General features: G+C 69.2%; 22 protein-coding genes. 16 read left to right on the plus strand and 6 right to left on the minus strand.

Annotation, left to right across the window (positions count from 1 at the left end):
• Positions 1–4 precede the first annotated feature (4 nt).
• The 5 genes from rpsR to KCH87_RS42580 all read left to right on the plus strand — a co-directional run bounded on the left by rpsR (position 5) and on the right by KCH87_RS42580 (position 1,931).
• A complete protein-coding gene (gene rpsR / locus KCH87_RS42560) occupies positions 5–238 on the plus strand; it encodes a 30S ribosomal protein S18 (RefSeq protein WP_210593308.1) in 234 nt (77 codons plus the stop codon).
• A gap of 65 nt (positions 239–303) precedes the next feature.
• Positions 304–678 (plus strand): VOC family protein, encoded by a 375-nt coding sequence (locus KCH87_RS42565; RefSeq protein ID WP_210593309.1) that lies wholly within the window; start codon positions 304–306, stop codon positions 676–678.
• A 7-nt stretch (positions 679–685) separates the two neighbouring features.
• A complete protein-coding gene (locus KCH87_RS42570) occupies positions 686–1,045 on the plus strand; it encodes a helix-turn-helix transcriptional regulator (RefSeq protein WP_210593310.1) in 360 nt (119 codons plus the stop codon).
• Complete coding sequence (locus KCH87_RS42575; protein ID WP_210593311.1) at positions 1,042–1,506, plus strand: SRPBCC domain-containing protein; 465 nt, start codon at positions 1,042–1,044, stop codon at positions 1,504–1,506. Before KCH87_RS42570 ends, KCH87_RS42575 begins: the two co-directional genes overlap by 4 nt.
• 146 nt (positions 1,507–1,652) lie before the next feature.
• Positions 1,653–1,931, plus strand: a complete 279-nt coding sequence (locus KCH87_RS42580) for a DUF397 domain-containing protein (RefSeq protein WP_210593312.1) — start codon at positions 1,653–1,655, stop codon at positions 1,929–1,931.
• A 92-nt stretch (positions 1,932–2,023) separates the two neighbouring features.
• Here KCH87_RS42580 and KCH87_RS42585 read toward each other — a convergent pair whose 3' ends face one another.
• Entirely contained in the window at positions 2,024–2,509 is a 486-nt protein-coding gene (locus KCH87_RS42585) for an ATP-binding protein (RefSeq protein WP_247197642.1), read from the minus strand.
• Positions 2,510–2,867: 358 nt separating this feature from the next.
• On the opposite strand from KCH87_RS42585, the gene KCH87_RS42590 reads away from it, so the two are divergent.
• The 5 genes from KCH87_RS42590 (at position 2,868) to KCH87_RS42610 (ending at position 7,742) form a co-directional block, all read left to right on the plus strand.
• The gene (locus KCH87_RS42590; RefSeq protein ID WP_210593393.1) at positions 2,868–3,692 is read left to right on the plus strand and encodes a helix-turn-helix transcriptional regulator; all 825 of its coding nucleotides are present in this window, start codon (positions 2,868–2,870) and stop codon (positions 3,690–3,692) included.
• Positions 3,693–3,782: 90 nt separating this feature from the next.
• A complete protein-coding gene (locus KCH87_RS42595; protein ID WP_210593314.1) occupies positions 3,783–5,243 on the plus strand; it encodes an aldehyde dehydrogenase family protein in 1,461 nt (486 codons plus the stop codon).
• A gap of 60 nt (positions 5,244–5,303) precedes the next feature.
• The gene (locus KCH87_RS42600) at positions 5,304–5,945 is read left to right on the plus strand and encodes a PadR family transcriptional regulator (protein WP_210593315.1); all 642 of its coding nucleotides are present in this window, start codon (positions 5,304–5,306) and stop codon (positions 5,943–5,945) included.
• 88 nt (positions 5,946–6,033) lie between these two features.
• The gene (locus KCH87_RS42605; RefSeq protein WP_247197643.1) at positions 6,034–6,984 is read left to right on the plus strand and encodes an ATP-binding cassette domain-containing protein; all 951 of its coding nucleotides are present in this window, start codon (positions 6,034–6,036) and stop codon (positions 6,982–6,984) included.
• The gene (locus tag KCH87_RS42610) at positions 6,981–7,742 is read left to right on the plus strand and encodes an ABC transporter permease (RefSeq protein ID WP_210593317.1); all 762 of its coding nucleotides are present in this window, start codon (positions 6,981–6,983) and stop codon (positions 7,740–7,742) included. Before KCH87_RS42605 ends, KCH87_RS42610 begins: the two co-directional genes overlap by 4 nt.
• Positions 7,743–7,849: 107 nt before the next feature.
• Here KCH87_RS42610 and KCH87_RS42615 read toward each other — a convergent pair whose 3' ends face one another.
• Positions 7,850–9,244 (minus strand): glutamate decarboxylase, encoded by a 1,395-nt coding sequence (locus KCH87_RS42615; RefSeq protein WP_210593318.1) that lies wholly within the window; start codon positions 9,242–9,244, stop codon positions 7,850–7,852.
• Positions 9,245–9,263: 19 nt separating this feature from the next.
• Complete coding sequence (locus KCH87_RS42620; RefSeq protein ID WP_210593319.1) at positions 9,264–10,547, minus strand: ion channel protein; 1,284 nt, start codon at positions 10,545–10,547, stop codon at positions 9,264–9,266.
• Positions 10,548–10,680: 133 nt separating this feature from the next.
• Between KCH87_RS42620 and KCH87_RS42625 the strand changes: the two genes are divergently transcribed.
• Positions 10,681–11,442, plus strand: coding sequence for a MerR family transcriptional regulator (locus KCH87_RS42625; protein ID WP_210593320.1), 762 nt, complete (start codon positions 10,681–10,683; stop codon positions 11,440–11,442).
• 21 nt (positions 11,443–11,463) lie between these two features.
• Here the strand turns inward: KCH87_RS42625 and KCH87_RS42630 are convergent, their stop codons facing one another.
• The gene (locus KCH87_RS42630; RefSeq protein WP_210593321.1) at positions 11,464–11,829 is read right to left on the minus strand and encodes a YbjQ family protein; all 366 of its coding nucleotides are present in this window, start codon (positions 11,827–11,829) and stop codon (positions 11,464–11,466) included.
• A gap of 137 nt (positions 11,830–11,966) precedes the next feature.
• Here KCH87_RS42630 and KCH87_RS42635 point away from each other — a divergent pair, with 137 nt between their 5' ends.
• Positions 11,967–12,845, plus strand: a complete 879-nt coding sequence (locus tag KCH87_RS42635) for a DedA family protein (RefSeq protein WP_210593322.1) — start codon at positions 11,967–11,969, stop codon at positions 12,843–12,845.
• 100 nt (positions 12,846–12,945) lie between these two features.
• Here the strand turns inward: KCH87_RS42635 and KCH87_RS42640 are convergent, their stop codons facing one another.
• Positions 12,946–14,613, minus strand: a complete 1,668-nt coding sequence (locus tag KCH87_RS42640; RefSeq protein WP_210593323.1) for a threonine/serine exporter ThrE family protein — start codon at positions 14,611–14,613, stop codon at positions 12,946–12,948.
• 102 nt (positions 14,614–14,715) lie between these two features.
• Positions 14,716–15,207, minus strand: coding sequence for an inorganic diphosphatase (locus KCH87_RS42645; protein WP_210593324.1), 492 nt, complete (start codon positions 15,205–15,207; stop codon positions 14,716–14,718).
• A 79-nt stretch (positions 15,208–15,286) separates the two neighbouring features.
• Here KCH87_RS42645 and dacB point away from each other — a divergent pair, with 79 nt between their 5' ends.
• The 4 genes from dacB (at position 15,287) to hpt (ending at position 19,985) form a co-directional block, all read left to right on the plus strand.
• On the plus strand, positions 15,287–16,906 hold the full coding sequence (gene dacB, locus KCH87_RS42650; RefSeq protein WP_210593325.1) for a D-alanyl-D-alanine carboxypeptidase/D-alanyl-D-alanine-endopeptidase: 1,620 nt from the start codon (positions 15,287–15,289) through the stop codon (positions 16,904–16,906).
• 89 nt (positions 16,907–16,995) lie between these two features.
• Positions 16,996–18,135 carry a zinc-dependent metalloprotease gene (locus tag KCH87_RS42655; RefSeq protein ID WP_210593326.1) on the plus strand — a complete coding sequence of 380 codons (1,140 nt, stop codon included), beginning with the start codon at positions 16,996–16,998 and terminating at the stop codon, positions 18,133–18,135.
• A gap of 213 nt (positions 18,136–18,348) precedes the next feature.
• The gene (gene tilS / locus KCH87_RS42660) at positions 18,349–19,374 is read left to right on the plus strand and encodes a tRNA lysidine(34) synthetase TilS (RefSeq protein WP_210593327.1); all 1,026 of its coding nucleotides are present in this window, start codon (positions 18,349–18,351) and stop codon (positions 19,372–19,374) included.
• A gap of 71 nt (positions 19,375–19,445) precedes the next feature.
• Positions 19,446–19,985, plus strand: a complete 540-nt coding sequence (gene hpt / locus KCH87_RS42665; RefSeq protein ID WP_210593394.1) for a hypoxanthine phosphoribosyltransferase — start codon at positions 19,446–19,448, stop codon at positions 19,983–19,985.
• Positions 19,986–20,002: the final 17 nt, after the last annotated feature.

Genomic DNA, 20,002 nt, shown 5'->3' on the forward strand with positions numbered 1-20,002 from the left:
CCCCATGGCCCGCAAGCCCGAACGCAAGCCCGCCAAGAACCGCCCCAACCCGCTGGACCAGGCCAAGGTCGAGTACATCGACTACAAGGACACCGACCTGCTGCGGAAGTTCATCTCCGACCGCGGCAAGATCCGCAGCCGCCGTGTCACCCGCATCTCCGCCCAGCAGCAGCGACTGCTGGCCCGCGCCATCAAGAACGCGCGGGAGATGGCGCTGTTGCCGTACGCCAGCAGGTGAGGACCCATAGGTAGGGAATTTCCTACGGTTGACGCGTAGGGAATTCCCTACCTATTCTGGGGTCCATGACCATCACACACGCTTCTTTCGTCACGCTTCCCGTCTCCGACCAGGACCGCGCCCTGCGCTTCTACACGGACGTCCTGGGCTTCGAGGTCACCGCCGACCGGGACATGCCCCAGGGGCGCTGGCTCCAGGTGGCCCCCAAGGGCGCGCAGACCGTCTTCACGCTCTCCGGTCCGGGCATGGGTGGTTTCCGGCCCGGTGAGACCCGGGGGATCATGTTGGTCACGACCGATGTCGACGCGGACTGCGCCCGGCTCACCGCGGCCGGGATCACCGTGCAGGGTCCGGAAGAGCTCCCCTGGGGCCGGATGGCCTCCGTCACGGACCCCGACGGCAACGGTCTGATGCTGCTGACGGAGAAGGAAGGCTTCTGACCGCACCATGACCACGACCGGGGCCGGGACGGACACCGCCGCCGAGGACCGCGTCTTCGCCGCGCTCGCCAACGCCACGCGCCGCGAGGTGCTGCGGCTGCTGCGCGACGGCGGACCCCAGTCCGTCCAGACCCTGGCCGAGCACTTCGACATGCGGCGCCCCAGCCTCTCCGAGCACCTGAAGGTGCTGCGGGACGCCGGCCTCGTCTCCGAGCAGCGCTCCGGCCGGCAGCGCATCTACCGCCTCGAAGCGGCTCCGCTCGCAGAGGTACAGGACTGGCTCCATCCGTACGAGCGGTTCTGGCGCGGTCGTATGAAGAAACTCGGCGAGCTGCTCGACCGCATGCCCGACGATGACGCGACATGAGCACCGCACCCGATGACGACCTCCGGGTCATCCGCGTGGACCAGTACTTCCCGCACCCGCCCGCCAAGGTCTGGCGCGCCCTCACCGACCCCGAGCTGCTCGTGCAGTGGCAGATGCAGGGGTCGGAGGGCTTCCGGCTCGAGATCGGCCACCGCTACACGCTGACGACCGTCCCGCGCCCCAACACCGGCTTCTCCGGCACCGTGGAGGTGCGCGTCCTCGCCTACGACGTCGAGCGGATGCTGAGCGTCCACTGGGCCGACAACGATCCGGGCAACCCGACGGACTGGACCATCACCTGGACGTTGGAACAGGAAGGGCGCGGAACGCGTCTGTTCCTAGTACACGAGGGATTCGACCCGGACGACCCGGCGCAGCTGATGGCACGGAAGATCATGGACGGCGGCTGGCGGTCGCATGTCATGCGATCTCTGGGGCAGACGCTGGAAAAGCTTCGGTAAGGGGTCGTCCGGGCTGTAACCGCAGGAACACCCCGCGTGCACGTGCATCTGCCCATGCGTCTGCACGGGAACAAGGTTATGATCCGGGTCAAGTTGACCATTGCATCAATGGCCTCACCAGCCAGTGCACCACCGGGGAGCGACCTGTGGAACACGACGTGTACGACGTGTACGACGTTGCCGACGCGTCCGGCGTGTACAACGGCATGGCCGCCACCCAACTGCACGGGGTGGCCTGGCAGAAGAGCAGGCACAGCAACTCGCAGGGTTCCTGCGTGGAGTTCGCGCGGCTGCCCGGCGGCGACGTCGCGGTGCGCAACTCGCGCTTCCCGGACGGTCCCGCGCTCGTCTACACGCGCGCGGAGATCGAGGCGATGCTTCTGGGTATCAAGGACGGCGAGTTCGACCACTTGGCAGCGGGCTGAGACCCGGTCGGCCGGGTGGCAACTGAGGGCGGTCGTCCCCTGACCTTGCGTAACGCGCGTAGAACCGCGGCCCGAAAGAGGGCCGCGGTTCCTCACTCGGAAGAATGCGGTGTCGGCAGCAGGAACAGCGCCCAGACGACCTTGCCGCCCAGCGTGCCGGCGAGCGGATGCCAGCCCCAGCTGTCACTGAACGAGTCGACCAGGAACAGACCGCGGCCGGATTCCGCCGAGAAGTCGTCCGAATCGCGCGCGACCGGACTGTCATCGCTCGGGTCGCGCACCGCGCACACCAGCCGCTCGGTCCAGCGCATCAGGTGCAGCCGCACGGGCGGTATCTGCTCCCCGATGAGCGGGGCGGGTGCCGGCAGGGCATGTCGCAGGGCGTTGGTGACCAGTTCGGAGACGACCAGGCACACGTCGTCGAAGCGGTCGCCCAGGTCCCACTGGTCGAGCGTTCTGCCGGTGAACTGCCGCGCCTCGCGCACCGCTTCGTAGCGGGCTGGCAGGGCACAGGAGGCGGCGTTGGACACGGCCGCGGGATCCAGCGGCGGAAGGCCCTGCCGTAACGGCTCGAGCATGGTCGATCCATTCGTCCCCATGCGAGGCACTCCCGGGAATCGCGGTCGTTGCGATGCAGATGCAGCGGTGACGCGGGACCATGGTTTCTGATGAGCCAACCAGATGCAAGGGCAGATGCACGTGCACGCGACCGAATTGGACCCTCCCGTACCGCTTCTTGGTCATTTTTTCTGCCCACTTCTCTCCTGTTGAGTGCCTCTCCTCCCTTGAACCTGAGTGGAATCTTTGGCTTCTTTCCATCTCTGTAATCGGACGAGTACTGCTCGGAGTGTTTTAGTGGCAGACTTCGGGCCCTGAAGACGGTTGGGGAGGCTGGCGAACGTGAGCGCGGGAGAGCCCGGATCGGTGGTGCGGCGGATGCTGCTCGGCTCGCAACTCAGGCGACTGCGTGAGACGCGCGGCATCACACGCGAGGCGGCGGGGTACTCCATCCGCGCCTCCGAGTCGAAGATCAGCCGGATGGAACTGGGCCGGGTGAGCTTCAAGACGCGGGACGTCGAGGATCTGCTGACGTTGTACGGCATCATGGACGAGGCGGAGCGAACCTCGCTGCTCTCCCTCGCCAGGGAGGCCAACGTGGCGGGCTGGTGGCACAGTTATTCGGACGTCCTGCCCAGCTGGTTCCCCACATATGTGGGCCTGGAGGGCGCGTGCTCCCTCATCCGCGCCTACGAAGTCCAGTTCGTGCACGGCCTGCTCCAGACCGAGGCGTACGCCCGCGCGGTCGTCCGGCGCGGTATGAAGGGCGCGAGCGCGGCGGACGTGGAGCGCCGGGTGGCGCTGCGCCTGGAGCGGCAGAAGTACCTCGTCGACGAGAGCGGCCCCGAGTTCCACATCGTCCTCGACGAGGCCGCCCTGCGCCGCCCGTACGGCGACCGCGAGGTGATGCGCGATCAGCTCCAGCACCTCATCGAGGTGTCCGAGCGGTCCAACGTACGGCTTCAGATCATGCCGTTCAGCTTCGGCGGCCACTCCGGCGAGAGCGGCGCGTTCACCATCCTCAGCTTCCCCGAGTCCGACCTGTCGGACGTCGTCTACCTGGAGCAGCTCACCAGCGCGCTGTACCTCGACAAGCACGAGGACGTGGCCCAGTACGAGAAGGCGCTCAAGGAGCTCCAGCAGGACAGCCCGGGGCCGGACGAGAGCCGCGATCTTCTCCGGGGTCTTCTTCAACTCTCTTGAAACACAAGTACGATGACTTGTGATCAGACCGTGAAGTCGATCGACGACGAGCGCTGTCGATCGGGTGTCTGCTAGGGATTGAGGGATCACATGTCGTCCTACTTCACCGACCTGGCTCAGCAGTACATCGACGGTGAGTGGCGCCCGGGGACAGGTTCCTGGGACATCATCGACTTCAACCCGTACGACGGTGAGAAGCTGGCGTCGATCACCATAGCCACGGTCGACGAGGTCGACGAGGCGTACCAGGCGGCCGCCCGCGCCCAGAAGGAGTGGGGCGCGACCAATCCGTATGCGCGGCGCGGGGTGTTCGAGAAGGCTCTGCGACTGATCGAGGAGCGCGAGCAGGAGATCACCGAGGTGATCATCGCGGAGCTCGGCGGCACGCATCTGAAGGCCGGCTTCGAACTCCACCTCGCCAAGGAGTTCCTGCGCGAGGCGATCCACCTGGCGCTGCGCCCCGAGGGCAAGATCATCCCGTCTCCGGTGGACGGCAAGGAGAACCGCGTCTACCGCGTGCCGGTCGGTGTCGTGGGCGTGATCAGCCCCTTCAACTTCCCCTTCCTGCTCTCCCTCAAGTCGGTCGCCCCGGCCCTCGCGCTGGGCAACGGCGTCGTCCTCAAGCCGCACCAGAACACACCGATCTGCGGTGGTTCCCTGGTCGCGAAGATATTCGAGGACGCGGGTCTCCCGGCCGGTCTGCTCAACGTCGTCATCACGGACATCGCCGAGATCGGCGACGCCTTCATCGAGCACCCGGTCCCGAAGGTCATCTCCTTCACCGGCTCCGACAAGGTGGGCCGCCATGTCGCCACCGTCTGCGCCTCGCTCTTCAAGCGCTCGATCCTCGAACTGGGCGGCAACAGCGCGATCGTGGTGCTCGACGACGCCGACATCGACTACGCGGTCGACGCGGCGGTCTTCAGCAGGTACGTCCATCAGGGCCAGGTCTGCATGGCCGCCAACCGTGTCCTGGTGGACCGCTCGGTCGCCGACGCGTTCACCGAGAAGTTCGTCGCCAAGGTCCGGACGCTGAAGGTCGGCGACCCGCGCGACCCGCAGACGATCATCGGCCCGGTCATCAACTCCTCGCAGGCGGACGCCCTTTCGGCCACCGTCGAGCAGGCGATCGCCGACGGCGCGACGGCCCTGGTGCACGGCACGACCACCGACAACCTGGTCGAGCCCTCGGTCCTCACCGACCTCCCCGCCGACTCTCCCCTCCTGAAGCAGGAGGTCTTCGGCCCGGTCGCCTTCCTCATCACCTTCGACGGCGAGGAGGAGGCCGTACGCCTCGTCAACGACACGCCGTACGGCCTCAGCGGCGCGGTGCACACCGGCAACATCGAGCGCGGCGTGAACTTCGCCAAGCAGATCGACACCGGCATGTTCCACGTGAACGACGGCACCGTCCACGACGAGCCGATCGTCCCCTTCGGCGGCGAGAAGAACTCCGGCGTCGGCCGTCTGAACGGAGACACGATGCTGGACGCGTTCACCACGGTGAAGTGGATCTCGGTACAGCACGGTCGGAGCGGGTTCCCGTTCTAGGGCCGGTCCGCCTTCGAGCTGGTTGCCCCGGCCGAAAGCTGAGGTCATAACCTGGACCGCATGTCAGCGATCCGTCTCCTCGTGCTCGGTGCGGTCCGTCAGCACGGGCGGGCCCACGGGTACCAGGTGCGCAACGACCTGGAGTACTGGGGCGCACACGAGTGGTCCAACGCCAAGCCCGGCTCGATCTACCACGCCCTGAAGCAGATGGCGAAACAGGGACTGCTGCACGCGCACGAGATCGCCCCGTCCACGGCCGGCGGGCCGCCGAGGACCGAGTACGAGATCACCGACGAGGGCATCGAGGAGTACCTCAGGCTGGTGCGCGAGGCGCTGACCTCGTACGACCAGAAGATGGACGTGAAGTCGGCGGCCATCGGCTTCATCGTCGACCTGCCGAGGGCCGAGGCGGTGGCGCTGCTCAAGGAGCGCATCCGGCGCATCGAGGAGTGGCGCTCCGCCGTCACCGAGCACTACTCGCCCGAGGAGGGCCCCGAACAGCTCGGTCACATCGGCGAGATCATGAATCTCTGGGTCCACACCGCCGACGCCGAGGCCGCGTGGGCTCTGGGGCTCATCGAGCGGATCGAGGGCGGGGCGTACACGTTCGCGGGGGAGGGTGAGCCGTTCGTCGGCGTCCTCGCCGAGGGGCAGGAGAACCCGTTCGCCACGGAGGAGCGGCACCCGGGGGACCGTCGCTGAGCCGAAGCGGCACTAATCAAGTTTGACCAATCGAGCTCGGGGTATTACCCTTCCGCTGGTAGTCAAAGTTGACTAGCGAGGAGTGGCATTGGTCGACACGGCGATCACCGTCGAAGGCGCACACAAGAAGTACGGCGACAAGAAGGCACTGGACGGGCTCGACCTCAAGGTCGCGCGCGGCACGGTGCACGGAGTGCTCGGCCCGAACGGCGCCGGCAAGACGACCCTGGTCCGCGTCCTGTCCACCCTGCTGCGGCCGGACGGCGGCCGTATCGAGGTGGCGGGGCACGATGTGCTGAGCGAGGCCCAGGCGGTCCGCTTCCGCATCGGCCTGCTCGGCCAGCACGCGGCGCTCGACGAGGAACTCGGCGGCCGCCAGAACCTGGAGATGTTCGGCCGCCTCTACCACCTGGGCGCCCGCCACGCGCGCGTGCGGGCTGACGAGCTCCTGGAGCGCTTCGGTCTCGCGGACACCGGACGCAAGGCGGTCAAGCAGTACAGCGGCGGCATGCGCCGCCGGCTGGACCTGGCCGCCTCCCTGATCACCGACCCGGAGGTGCTCTTCCTGGACGAACCCACGACCGGCCTCGATCCGCGCGGCCGCACCGAGGTGTGGGCCGCGGTCCGCTCCCTCGTCGGCGGCGGTACGACGGTCCTGCTCACCACCCAGTACCTGGAAGAGGCCGATCAGCTCGCCGACCGCATCTCGGTCGTCGACCGGGGCCGGGTCATCGCCGACGGCACGGCGGACGAGCTGAAGCGGCTGATCGGCGGCGACCGCATCGACGTCGTCCTGCGCGACGCCGGACAGCTGGGGGCCGCCGTGGCCCTGCTGCCCGTACCGAAGGACGACATCTCGGTCGACCTCGACCGCCGGCTGCTCAGTGCCCCGGTCACCGACCGGATGGCGGCGCTCTCCGGGGTCGTACGGGCCCTGGAGGCGGCCGGGATCGAGGCCGAGGACGTCGCCCTGCGGCGCCCGACGCTGGACGAAGTGTTCCTGCACCTGACGGCTGACCGCGTGAAGGAGGCCGTGTGACCACATACGCACTGACCGACTCCTGGACCATGACCCGCCGCGAACTCGCCCACTGGGCGCGGCAACCGGTCCAGGTGATCGTCGGGCTCATCTTCCCCGTGATGCTGCTGCTGATGTTCGGCTACCTCATCGGCGGCGGCCGGGGGGTGCAGGGCGAGTACCTCGACTACCTGGTGCCCGGCATGCTGGCGCTCACCATGGCCTTCGGCCTGGAGGGCACGATGCTCGCCGTCACCCAGGATCTCAACAAGGGCGTCATCGACCGCTTCCGCTCGATGCCGATGACCAACGGGGCGGTCCTGGTGGGCCGTTCGACCGCCGACATGCTCCAGTCGGCGGTCAGCCTGGTCGTGATGATAGGCGTCGGGTACGCGATCGGCTGGCGGGCGAGCGGCTCGGTGGGAGGGTTCCTGGGCGCGCTCGGCCTGTTGCTGCTGTTCCGGTTCGCGATGCTGTGGATCGGCATCCACCTGGCGATGGTGGCGGGGAAGCCGGAGATGCTGCAGGCCGTCCAGATCCTGGTCTGGCCGGTCGGCTTCCTCTCCAACGCCTTCGCCACCCCCGACTCCATGCCCGCCTGGCTGGGCACGGTCGTCGAGTGGAACCCGATGTCCCAGACGGCGACCGCCGTCCGGGACCTGTTCGGAACCCCGGGCGGCGAACCGGGCCACGTCTGGGCGGCGGTCGTCTGGCCACTGATCCTGCTGGCGGTGTTCTTCCCACTGGCGGTACGGCGGTTCGGGCGGTTGAGCCGCTGAGAGGGACTGGTGGGGGCGGGTGCGGCAGCGCCCCGTAGGGGCGCGGGGAACTGCGCGACCAGCCCCCACCGGCCCGCAGCAAGCGAACCGCTCATCCGGCGGAGCCCTCAGTGATGGAAGCCGGTGGCCGCCTCCTTGTCGTGCGTCAGGGGGTGCGGCTGCCGGCGCAGCTCCGGCAGCAGGCTGCTCAGGTCATCGAGGAACAGCTCGGCGAGGTCGGCCGAGAAGCCGTTGCGGCAGACGACCCGCACCACGGACAGGTCCTCACGGTTCGGCGGGAAGGTGTACGCCGGTACCAGCCAGCCCCGTTCCCGCAGCCGCCGGGAGACGTCGAAGACGTCGTACGCCTTCACGTCCGGGCCGGTCGTGAAGGCGAAGACGGGCAGCTGGTCGCCGTGGGTCAGCAGCCGGAAGTCACCGAGCGCCGCCACGCGTTCGGCGAGGCCCCGCGCCACGTCCCGGGTGGACTGCTGCACCGCCCGGTAGCCCTCGCGGCCCAGCCGCAGGAACGTGTAGTACTGCGCGACCACTTGGGCGCCGGGGCGGGAGAAGTTGAGCGCGAAGGTGGGCATGTCGCCGCCCAGGTAGTTCACACGGAAGACGAGCTCCTCGGGCAGTTCGGCGGGGGAGCGCCACAGGGCCCAGCCGACGCCCGGGTAGACCAGCCCGTACTTGTGCCCGGAGGTGTTGATCGACGCCACGCGCGGGAGGCGGAAGTCCCACACCAGGTCCTCGTCGAGGAAGGGCGCGACCATCGCACCGGACGCGCCGTCGACATGCACCGGAATGTCGAGGCCGGTGCGCGCCTGGAGGTCGTCCAGGGCCGCGCACAGGTCCGCGATCGGCTCGTACGAACCGTCGAAGGTGGAGCCGAGGATGCCGACGACCCCGATGGTGTTCTCGTCGCACAGCTCGGCGGCCGCCTGCGGATCGAGGTGGAACCGGTCGCCCTCCATGGGGATCAGACGCGGCTCCACCTCCCAGAAGTTGCAGAACTTGTCCCAGCAGACCTGGACGTTGACGCCCATGACGAGATTGGGACGGCCGCCGGTGTTCCGTTTGCTCCACCGGCGCTTCAGGGCCATCCCCGCGAGCATGCACGCCTCGCTCGAACCGGTCGTCGAACAGCCCACCGCGGTCGAGGGATCCGGCGCGTGCCACAGGTCGGCGAGCATCGCCACACAACGCCGCTCCAGCTCGGCGGTGCGCGGGTACTCGTCCTTGTCGATCATGTTCTTGTCCCGGCACTCCGCCATCAGGATCCCGGCCTGCGGCTCCATCCAGGTGGTGACGAAGGTGGCGAGGTTGAGGCGGGAGTTGCCGTCCAGCATCAGCTCGTCGTGCACGATCTGGTACGCCGTCGTGGGCGCCAGCGGGGTGTCCGGGAGCCGGTGCTTGGGCGGGGCCTCGGTCATGCCGCCGACCGGATTCGTCTCCCCGTAGAACGGGTTGACGGACACCGGGCGCTCGTCGGGCTTCTCAGGACCTTGGTGAAGCGGCATGAAAGTCTCCCAGGGAGGTTCAGCGGACCGGGGTTCCGTCCTCGCGCAGCTGCATCTGCGGCCGCCCCGTCACCAGCAGCCAAGCGGGCAGTGAGGCGATGCACAACAGGGCGAGGATCGCGGGCGAGGCCACCAGCACGGCGGCAGTGAAAAGGCTCACCCAGCCCTGCCGGGTGATCGCGAGGAGGATGCCCAGGACGCCGGTGGCGACTCCGAGCGACGGATGCACCCCGGGCACGAGGGCGTGCGCGCACAGCCCGAGGGCGGTGCCGATGAACACGGCGGGGAAGATCCGCCCACCGCGGAAGCCGCAGGACGCGGCGACGAGCAGCGCGGCCAGCTTCACGACCGACATGGTCGCGAACTCACCCGCCGACCAGCCGTCCGGATCGGCGGCCAGCTCCCCGACCTCGTCCAGCCCCTTGAAGAGCGTCAGATGCCCGCCCAGGGCCGCCAGCAGGCCCAGCACGAGCCCGCCGGCCGGCAGCGCCAGCATGGGGTGCCGGAGCCGGGCGAAGGCGCCATGGACGTACGGAAGGAGGCGGACCGCGCACATGCCGAGCAGGGCGGCCACGGACGCGATCACCAGGGCCGCCAGCAGATCGTCCCAGCCGGGATGGTCGAGGGCGGGCAGATCCAGGTCGAAGGCCGGCTCGGCCACCAGCGAGGTGGTCAGTGCTCCGGCCGCGGCGGCGACGAGCGGCGCGAAGACGCTGTCCCAGAGTGCGCCCTTCAACTGCCGCCCGGCCAGCGCCTCGGAGATGAGCAGCGCCGCCGCCACCGGCGTACCGAACAGCGCGCCGATCGTCGCCGCCTCGGCCAGCATCGCCCAGAGCCCGCCCGGCATCCGGGGCAGCAGCCGATGGCCGAGCCACAGGGCGAGCCCGACGTTCACGGCGATGATCGGGTTCTCGGGGCCGAGGCTCGGCCCGCCGGCCAGCATCAGCACGGTCGCCAGCAGCAGGCCCGGCAGCACGACGGGCGGCAGCGGCACCGCCTCCAGACCGGTGGTCGCCGGATCGGGACCGGCGTGCCCGGGCACCTTCCACACCACCAGCCCGACCAGCACGCCGGTCGCGGTGAGCATGACGAGCATCCACAGCACGGAGTAGCGGCCCACGCCCAGCGCGTCCGGCAGGTCCTGCCAGAGCACGTCCTGGAGCTGCTCGGCCAGCGCCTCCACCCCGAGCAGGAGCAGGCTCGCGCCCACGCCGACGACGAGAGCGGGGAGGATCAGCGGCAGCAGTGCGCGTGCCGGGGTCGCCGGGGCGGCGGAAGGCTGCTGCGCGGTGTCCTGGGCCACGGGCTCACGATAAAGGGACAAACGGGACGCAACATCCTGGATTGTGCCCCTGGTGTGGGCGGCTGGGACAGGGACTTGCACCTCACGTGGCGTGAGGGCCCAGCCTGAAATGCGTACCCAGAAGGGAGCGGAAGTGAGCTATTCGGTGGGCCAGGTGGCCGGATTCGCCGGCGTGACCGTGCGCACGCTGCACCACTACGACGACATCGGCCTGCTCGTCCCGAGCGAGCGCAGCCACGCGGGCCATCGGCGGTACAGCGACGCCGACCTCGACCGGCTACAGCAGATCCTGTTCTACCGCGAACTCGGCTTCCCGCTCGACGAGGTCGCCGCCCTGCTCGACGACCCGGACGCGGACCCGCGCGCACATCTGCGCCGCCAGCACGAACTGCTGACCGTCCGGATCGAGAAGCTTCAGAAGATGGCGTCGGCCGTGGAACAGGCCATGGAGGCACGCAAGATGGGGATCAATCTCACGCCCGAGGAGAAGTTCGAGGTGTTCGGGGACGTCGACCCGGACCAGTACGAGGACGAGGTGCAGGAGCGCTGGGGCGACACCGACGCCTATCGGCAGTCCAAGCAGCGCTCGGCCTCCTACACCAAGGAGGACTGGCTGCGGATCCAGCGCGAAGGTGAAGAGGTCACGCAGCGCTTCGTCGCCCTGATGGAGGCCGCCGAGTCCGCGCAGTCCGAGGCGGCGATGGACGCCGCCGAGGAGCACCGCCGGTGGATCTCCCGCAACCACTACGACTGCGGATACGAGATGCACACCTGCCTCGGCGAGATGTACGTCGCGGACGAGCGGTTCACGCGGAACATCGACCAGGCAAGGCCGGGCCTCGCGGCCTACCAGCGCGAGGCGATCCTCGCCAACGCGGCCCGGCACTCCTCCTAGCGTCCTGGCCCGGGCGTTGCCCTACTCCCGGGTCAGGACCACCGCCGTCCCGTACGCGCACACCTCCGTGCCCACGTCCGCCGCCTCCGACACATCGAAGCGGAACATCAGCACTCCGTTGGCTCCACGCGCGCGTGCCTGCTCGACCAGTCGCTCCATGGCCTGGTTCCGGGTCTGCACCAGCGTCTTCGTCAGCCCCTTGAGCTCGCCGCCGATCATCGACTTCAGCCCGGCGCCGATCTGACTGCCCAGGTGCCGCGACCGTACGGTCAGCCCGAAGACCTCGCCCAGGACTTCCTGGACGCGATAACCGGGGACGTCGTTCGTCGTGACGACCAGTACATCCGGCTGGGGCCCCTGGCCGCCGCCGTAGTCCTCAATGCCCATGCCCCACAGCTTCGCCTCAGTCGGCCCACAGTGCATCCTGGAGACACCGGTGGAACCTGGGACGGACACATTGCGTTGATAGCTTTGTCCGGCCCAACTGGACGCCGTACTTCCCAACCCCTCAGGAGCCCGGAACCGTGACGACGATGGCCCTCGGACCGAGCTGGCTGGATCCGAACACTCTGCTGGACAACTTCGGGATCTGGGGCCTGCTCCTCATCGTCTTCGCGGAGTCGGGCCTGCTCATCGGCTTCTTCCTGCCGGGTGACTCCCTGCTGTTCACGGCCGGTCTGCTGATCACGTCGAACCAGCTGGACTTCCCCCTGTGGGGCGCCATCGCCCTGATCTGCGTCGCCGCGATCCTCGGCGACCAGGCGGGCTACATGTTCGGCAAGAAGGTCGGCCCGTCGCTGTTCAACCGCCCGGACTCCCGACTCTTCAAGCAGGAGAACGTCACCAAGGCCCACGAGTTCTTCGAGAAGTACGGCCCGAAGTCCCTGGTCCTGGCCCGCTTCGTGCCCATCGTGCGCACGTTCACGCCGATCATCGCCGGCGTCAGCGGTATGCGGTACCGCTCGTTCCTGATCTTCAACGTCGTCGGCGGCATCCTGTGGGGCGCCGGTGTGACCCTGCTCGGCTCCTGGCTCGGCAAGATCGACTTCGTGAAGCAGAACATCGAGGCGATCCTCATCCTGATCGTCCTGATCTCCGTGGTCCCGATCATCATCGAGTTCCTGCGGGCCCGCTCCAAGAACAAGAAGAACCCGCCCCAGCAGGCCCCCCAGCCCCAGCAGATGCCCCAGCCCCAGGTCATGGACGACGCCACGACCCAGCTCCGCCGCATCCCGCCGGCCGACCAGGACCAGCAGCAGTACGGCGACCAGCAGTACGGCGACTACTACAACCAGCCCCAGCCCCAGCAGACGTACGCCCCGCAGTACCCGCAGCAGTACCCCCAGGGCCAGGGCTACCAGCAGCAGTACCCGTACAACGACAACGGCTACCCGCAGAACTGAGGGTGCGCTGAGCGCCCCGACAGGGGCGCGGGGAACTGCGCGATCAACCACAGACAACCCGCAGTCGCGGTGGGACAGCAGCCCCCGAGCTCCCAGGCGCTCAGAAACCCCGCGTCCGCTTGGCCGCACGCCGCCCCGACCCGGCCCCGCCGGGAATCCGCAGGAACAGCCGGGAGATCTCCGACCCGAGATTGACCCCGATGGCGATGGCCATCGCCAACGACGCGGCCTTGGCCAGCGAAACCAACCCCGCGTCCATCTGGTTCTGCGCGATCGACAACAGCCCGAAGTAGGTCGCCGATCCCGGCAGCAACGGCCCGATCGCCGCCGTCGTATAGGGCAGCGCGGAAGCGAACTGGTACCGCGACAACAGCTGCCCGAACAACCCCACCAGCCCCGCCGCCACGGCCGTGGAAGCCACGGGCGAGATCTCGCCGACGTAGTGCATGGCGCCGTACACCGACCACGCGACACCGCCGTTGAGGGTCACGGCGAGCACGGTGGATCGTTCCTGCTGAAGCAGCACGGCGAAGGTCAACGACAGCAGCATCGACGCGCCGATCTGCAACAGCGGCTCGGCTTCCCCCAGCGCGGCGTCCGGATTCAGCTCGGCGCCCAGCTTCACACCGAAGTACAGAACCACGAGCACCCCGACGACGATGCCCACGAAGAGGTACATGACCTCCAGCAGGCGTGCGGCAGCGGTGATGTAGAAGCCGGTCAGACCGTCCTGCACGCCCGCCACGAGCGCCCGCCCGGGCAGCAGCGCGAACAGCCCACCGGTGATGACGGCGGACGCCTTCACGTCGACGTCGGCGACCGTCAGCGCGACCCCGATCGCCGCCGGAGGCATCGCGGCGATCGTGAACTGGTAGAACTCCGGCAGCCCGCGCCCCGCGCACAGCCACGCCAGCCGGTCGCCGAGCATGGCGCCCAGCGCGGCCGCGACGAACACGACCAGATCACCGCCGACGAGCACGGAGGCCGCCCCCGCGAGCAGTCCGCTGGCCAGGGTCAGCACCCAGGTGGGGTACGGGTGCCGGTTACGGCGGATCTCGGCGAGCCGCCGGTACGCCTCCTCCAGGGAGATCGAGATCTCCGGGTCGCTGAGGTCGTCGACGAGGTGGAACACGGCCGCGAGGCGCGTGTAGTCGGTGCCCCGTCGGCGTACGGTCCGCGACGCCGTCACCGGGTCGTCGACCAGGGACGGCTGGTAGGAGATCGCCAGCAGCGTGAAGGTGACGTTCGGCTCGCAGCGGTCCAGCCCGTACGACCGGCAGACCGCGAACATCGCCGTCTCGACGTCCTCCGCGCCCTCACCGCCCGCCAGCAGCAACTCGCCGATACGCAGGGTCAGGTCGAGCACGCGGGGGACGGCCGGACCCTCGTCCTCCACCTTGTGCACCGATTCCGGCGCGGGCCGCTCGGCCACCGGCAGGCGCAGCATCGTGCGCATCCGGTCCTGCCAGGGCACGTCCTTCGTCAGGCTGACCGCAGGGATGCCGCTCGGCGGCGTGAACGCGGCCGGCGCGTGCCTCGCGTTGTACATCCTCGGCGTGGTGAACGCCGACCCCTCCAGCTCGTCGGCCGACGGGTGGGAGACATCCAGTCCCTCCGGTACGGCGAACTCCGACGTGGTCTCCGGCTCGACGAGGCTCCCCTTGGGCACGGCCAGCCCCTGCGGGATCGCGAACTCCGACGTGACCTCGGAGTCGTAGACACTCCTCGCCTCGTCCGACCGCGGCTTGCGGTCCTCCGCGTCCGTCACTGCGCAGCGCTCCCTGTACGACCCGAATCGCAAGCTCAGTATGCGCACCCACACGCGTAGGGGCCGCACGCGCGCGTGCGGCCCCTACGCGTGTGGCAGGGGTCAGTGACCGCCCTGCTCCTCGGCGCGCTTGTAGGACCGCTCGATCTCGGCCTCGGCGTCCGTGCGTCCCACCCAGTTGGCGCCCTCGACGGACTTGCCGGGCTCCAGGTCCTTGTAGACCTCGAAGAAGTGCTGGATCTCCAGGCGGTCGAACTCCGACACGTGGTGGATGTCGCGCAGGTGCTCCACCCGCGGGTCGTGCGCCGGGACGCACAGCAGCTTGTCGTCGCCGCCGGCCTCGTCCGTCATCCGGAACATGCCGATCGCGCGGCACTTGATGAGGCAGCCGGGGAAGGTCGGCTCGTCCAGGATGACCAGCGCGTCCAGCGGGTCGCCGTCCTCGCCGAGGGTGTTCTCGACGAAGCCGTAGTCGGCCGGGTAACTGGTCGAGGTGAAGAGTCGACGGTCCAGGCGGATCCGACCGGTCTCGTGGTCCACCTCGTACTTGTTCCGCGAACCCTTCGGAATCTCGATCGTGACGTCGAACTCCACCGGTGGCTCCTCCATGATCAGCACATAGTTCTGGTGGTTAAGTGTCCCTCACGCAGGTGTGTGATCGCGAAAGGGGCTGGTGGTCGTGCCAGAGCTGAGGCCGTGGCGGGCTGCGAGGCCGCATGTGGTGCGGATCGCGAACGCCGTACGACCGCGTCTCGCACGAGCAGCGGACGCCGTACGACCGCGCGTCGAACGGGCCGTGGCAGCTGTGCGGCCGCGGGTCACGCGGCTGGCACGGGCCGCGAAACCGCAGGTCGCGCGGGGTACGGGGGTGAAGACCTGGCAGTACACCGCCGGCGCCGCCATCGCCGGACTGGCCCTGGCCGCGTCCGTGGTGACCGCGGTCGGCCCCTGGGACTCCTCGGGTCAGCGTACGGCCGAGCGCGATCGGGCCGCCGCCCAGGACCTCACGGGTGGCGCAGATCACGGACGTAATTCCGGTACGACAGCCAGGGCGCCCGGGCCCGCCCCCAGCGCCGCATCCGTACTGACCGGCCTCGGCGGTACCGCCAACACGGTGAAGTCCGCGCCGAACGGCAAGGCCGTCGCCGGCGTCCTGGACCCCCTGCTGAAGGACGCCGCGCTCGGCCGCCGGCACGCCGCGTCGGTCGTGGACGTCGCCACCGGCAAAACGCTCTACGGCTCCGGCGCCGACGAGGCGCTGACGCCCGCCTCCACCACGAAGATCGCCACCGCGGTCGCCGCCCTCTCCGCGATGGGCGCCGACCATCGCCTCACCACCCGCGCCGCCCTCGAACCCGACACCAGGGAACTCGTCCTCGTCGGCGGCGGCGACCCCACCCTCACGGCCCGCGAGGACGCCGAGGGCTGGGCGAGCCTGCGCACCCTGGCCGACGAGACCGCCGAAGCCCTGAAGAAGCGGGACATCAGCGAGGTGACGCTCTCGTACGACACCACGCTGTACGCCGGTCCCGAACTCCACCCCATCGGCGAGAACCCCAACCTCGCCCCCGTCAGCGCCCTGATGGCCGACGAGGCCCGCACCGACGACTCGACGAGCGGCCAGGTCGAGCGGGTGAAGGACCCGGCGGCGGACGCGACCCGCAGGTTCGCGGCCTTCCTGAAGGACCACGGCATCAGGACGACCTCGCCCGGCCCCTCCAAGGCGACGGGCCGCGCCGACACCCTGGCGACGGTGCAGTCACCCCCGCTGTCCGCCCTGGTCGAACGCATGCTGACCAACAGCGACAACGACATCGCCGAGGCCCTGGCCCGCCAGACCGCCGTCGCGACGGGCGAGCAGGCGAGCTTCGACGGCGCGGGCAAGGCGATCCTGGACCGGTTGAAGAAGCTCGGACTCCCCGTCGCGGGCGCCGACTTCAAGGACGGCAGCGGCCTCAACCGCGACGACCGCCTCACGGCGGGCCTCCTCACGGGCCTGCTGGTGAAGTCTTCCGACCCCGCCCACCCCGAACTCCGCGCCGCCCTCACCGGCCTCCCCGTAGCAGGTTTCACCGGCACCCTGACCAGCCGCTACACGGACGGCGCGGCAGGCATCGTACGAGCGAAGACAGGCACTCTGACCGGCGTGAACGCCTTGGCGGGAACGGTGGTGGATCAGGACGGGCACCTGCTGGCTTTCGCGTTCCTGGCGTCGGACACGACGGATGCGGGGGCGGCCCAGACGGCCCTGGACAGGACGGCCACGGCGCTTGCTTCGTGCGGCTGTCGGTAGCCGGTGTGCCGGGCGCCCGGCACACCGACGCCACCCCTGCCGACCCGCGCGGCCTGCCCCAAGTGGGAACGCTCACGTACCGTTGACGCATGACGAGCATCGGTGGTGCAGAGATGGTCGACTGGAATCTCGCGGTGGCGACCGCGACCCGGCTCGTACGGCCGGGCCCCGAGGTGAGCCGTGACGAGGCCAGGGCCGTCGTCGCGGAGCTGCGCCGGCATGCCAAGGCCTCGGAGGAACATGTCCGGGGCTTCACCCGTATGGGCACGGACGACGCCCACGACACCCCCGTCCTCGTCGTCGACCGCCCGGGCTGGGTCCGGGCGAACGTTGCGGGGTTCCGGGAGATCCTCAAGCCGCTGCTCGACAAGATGCAGGAGCGGCGCAGCAATACCCCGGGAGGCGCGGTCCTCGGCGCGGTCGGCGGCAAGGTGACGGGCGTCGAGCTGGGCATGCTGCTGTCCTTCCTGGCCTCCCGCGTCCTCGGCCAGTACGAGACCTTCGCCCCGGCCACGCGTGAACTCCCGGCCGGCGGTCCCCCTGATTCGCCGAGCGGCGGCGGCCGGCTGCTGCTCGTCGCGCCGAACATCGTGCACGTGGAGCGCGAACTCGACGTACAGCCGCACGACTTCCGGCTGTGGGTGTGCCTGCACGAGGAGACGCACCGCACGCAGTTCACCGCGGTGCCCTGGCTGCGGGACCACCTGGAGGGCGAAATCCAGTCGTTCTTGGGGGAGACCGACGTCGACCCCATGACCGTTCTGGAGCGCATCCGGGAGGCGGCCCAGTCCCTCGCGGGCGGGCGTCCCGAGGGCGAGGAGGACGACGGCGGCCGTTCCCTCGTGGAGATCGTGCAGACTCCGGGCCAGCGGGAGATCCTCGGCCGCCTCACGGCCGTGATGTCTCTTCTGGAGGGCCATGCCGACTTCGTGATGGACGGCGTCGGTCCGGCCGTCGTCCCGTCGGTCGCGGAGATCCGCGAGAAGTTCCAGCAACGGCGCGCCAAGGGCGCCTCCCGACTGGACCTGGCCCTGCGCAAGCTGCTGGGTTTGGATGCCAAACTCAGGCAGTACCGGGACGGCGAACGCTTCGTGCGCGCCGTCGTCGAGGAGGTCGGCATGGACGGCTTCAACCGCGTATGGACTTCTCCGAACACGTTGCCGACCAAGGTGGAGATCGCCAAACCGGCGGACTGGATCGCGCGGGTGCACCGCAAGGCCGAGTCGTGAATCCCGGCCCCACGTGGTGAAGGGAAGCCCGGCTGTGGTGAAAGGAATCCGGCCGTCGACAGACGAACGCCCCTTCAATCACCCGTCCGAGGGACCGTGAGCCCTGGGTAGGCGTGCAATGCTCGGGGAACGGCCCGGTTCTGTCACCATCTACACACTCTGAGTGACTGAACCCGGGCTCACCCCCCGAAAACTTCATGAAGGGAACCGGACATGGGTCCCCATCCTGCGGTCGCGGCGATACGCCTGGCGGTTCGCCGCGTTCTCCACGACATCCTCAACGAGCACAGCCACCCCTCCAGTGAGACTCCGCACGAGCGCCCGTCCTCGCCGCTCGTGCTCGTGGCATGCTCCGGCGGCGCCGACTCCATGGCCCTCGCCTCCGCCCTCGCCTTCGAGGCCCCCAAGCTCGGCATCCGCGCGGGTGGCGTCACCGTCGACCACGGCCTCCAGCCCGGCTCCGACCTGCGCGCCGCAGAAGTCGTCCTGCGCCTGAACGAACTGGGCCTCGCCCCGGTCGAGTCGGTCGCCGTGCGCGTCGGCCGTGACGGTGGACCCGAAGCCGCCGCCCGCGATGCCCGGTACGCCGCCCTCGACGCCGTTGCCGCCCGCCATGGCGCCGGCACCGTTCTGCTCGGCCACACCCGGGACGACCAGGCCGAAACCGTCCTGCTCGGTCTCGCCCGCGGTTCGGGCATCCGCTCCCTGTCCGGAATGGCTGCGGTCTCGGGGGCCGACGGCCGCTATCGGCGCCCCTTCCTCCACCTGGACCGGCAGACCGCCCGCAAGGCCTGCATGGTCCAGTCCCTGCCCGTCTGGGACGACCCGCACAACGCCGACCCGGCCTACACCCGTTCCCGGCTGCGCCACGAGGGCCTGCCCGCGCTGGAGAAGGCGCTCGGCAAAGGCGTCGTGGAAGCTCTCGCCCGTACGGCCCAGCTCTCCCGCGACGATGCCGACGCCCTCGACGCCTGGGCCGGCCAGGCCGAGGCCGCCGTCCGGGACCCGGCGGGCCGTCTGGAGTGCGCCAAGCTCTATGCCCTGCCGCCCGCCGTACGCCGCCGGATCCTGCGCCGCGCCGCCATCGAGGCAGGCGCCCCCGCCGGTTCGCTGTTCGCCCGCCACATCGAGGAAGTCGACCGGCTGATCACCGGCTGGCGCGGCCAGGGGGCCATCAATCTTCCCGGCAAGGTCGTCGCCCAGCGGCAGGGTGGCAGACTGGTGATTCGGCAAGGCTGAATCCTTGCCCCCCTTCCGGGGGGTGGGCGGCCGGTAGGACGACCGAAGGTGTGCGGGTGGACGCGAATGACATGGGTGCCGACCTCAAGTCGGTACTCATCACCAAAGAAGAGATCGACGCGAAGCTGGCCGAGCTGGCTGCGAAGATCGACGCGGAGTACGCGGGCAAGGACCTGCTGATCGTCGGCGTCCTCAAGGGCGCGGTGATGGTCATGGCGGACCTGGCGCGTGCGCTGTCCACCCCTGTCACGATGGACTGGATGGCGGTGTCCTCGTACGGCGCGGGCACCCAGTCCTCCGGTGTCGTACGGATCCTCAAGGACCTCGACACCGACATCAAGGGCAAGCACGTCCTCATCGTCGAGGACATCATCGACTCCGGCCTGACCCTGTCCTGGCTGATCTCCAACCTCGGCTCGCGCGAGCCCGAGTCGCTGAAGATCTGCACCCTGCTCCGCAAGCCCGACGCCGCCAAGGTCGCCATCGACGTCGAGTGGGTCGGCTTCGACATCCCCAACGAATTCGTCGTGGGCTACGGCCTCGACTACGCCGAGAAGTACCGCAACCTCCCGTTCGTCGGTACGCTCGCGCCTCACGTGTACGGCGGCTGAGCCACTCGGGCCAAGCC

This window comes from Streptomyces sp. GESEQ-35 (assembly GCF_017948485.1).
Lineage (GTDB): Bacteria > Actinomycetota > Actinomycetes > Streptomycetales > Streptomycetaceae > Streptomyces.

Excerpts from the sequence above, each read along its gene's own strand:
- hpt (WP_210593394.1), top strand. The coding sequence starts at position 19,446 with ATGGGTGCCGACCTCAAGTCGGTACTCATCACCAAAGAAGAGATCGAC.
- KCH87_RS42565 (WP_210593309.1), top strand. The coding sequence starts at position 304 with ATGACCATCACACACGCTTCTTTCGTCACGCTTCCCGTCTCCGACCAG.
- tilS (WP_210593327.1), top strand. The coding sequence starts at position 18,349 with ATGGGTCCCCATCCTGCGGTCGCGGCGATACGCCTGGCGGTTCGCCGC.
- KCH87_RS42575 (WP_210593311.1), top strand. The coding sequence starts at position 1,042 with ATGAGCACCGCACCCGATGACGACCTCCGGGTCATCCGCGTGGACCAG.
- KCH87_RS42615 (WP_210593318.1), bottom strand. The coding sequence starts at position 9,244 with ATGCCGCTTCACCAAGGTCCTGAGAAGCCCGACGAGCGCCCGGTGTCC.
- KCH87_RS42630 (WP_210593321.1), bottom strand. The coding sequence starts at position 11,829 with ATGGGCATTGAGGACTACGGCGGCGGCCAGGGGCCCCAGCCGGATGTA.
- KCH87_RS42585 (WP_247197642.1), bottom strand. The coding sequence starts at position 2,509 with ATGCTCGAGCCGTTACGGCAGGGCCTTCCGCCGCTGGATCCCGCGGCC.
- rpsR (WP_210593308.1), top strand. The coding sequence starts at position 5 with ATGGCCCGCAAGCCCGAACGCAAGCCCGCCAAGAACCGCCCCAACCCG.
- KCH87_RS42655 (WP_210593326.1), top strand. The coding sequence starts at position 16,996 with ATGACGAGCATCGGTGGTGCAGAGATGGTCGACTGGAATCTCGCGGTG.
- KCH87_RS42600 (WP_210593315.1), top strand. The coding sequence starts at position 5,304 with ATGTCAGCGATCCGTCTCCTCGTGCTCGGTGCGGTCCGTCAGCACGGG.
- KCH87_RS42595 (WP_210593314.1), top strand. The coding sequence starts at position 3,783 with ATGTCGTCCTACTTCACCGACCTGGCTCAGCAGTACATCGACGGTGAG.
- KCH87_RS42590 (WP_210593393.1), top strand. The coding sequence starts at position 2,868 with ATGCTGCTCGGCTCGCAACTCAGGCGACTGCGTGAGACGCGCGGCATC.
- KCH87_RS42570 (WP_210593310.1), top strand. The coding sequence starts at position 686 with ATGACCACGACCGGGGCCGGGACGGACACCGCCGCCGAGGACCGCGTC.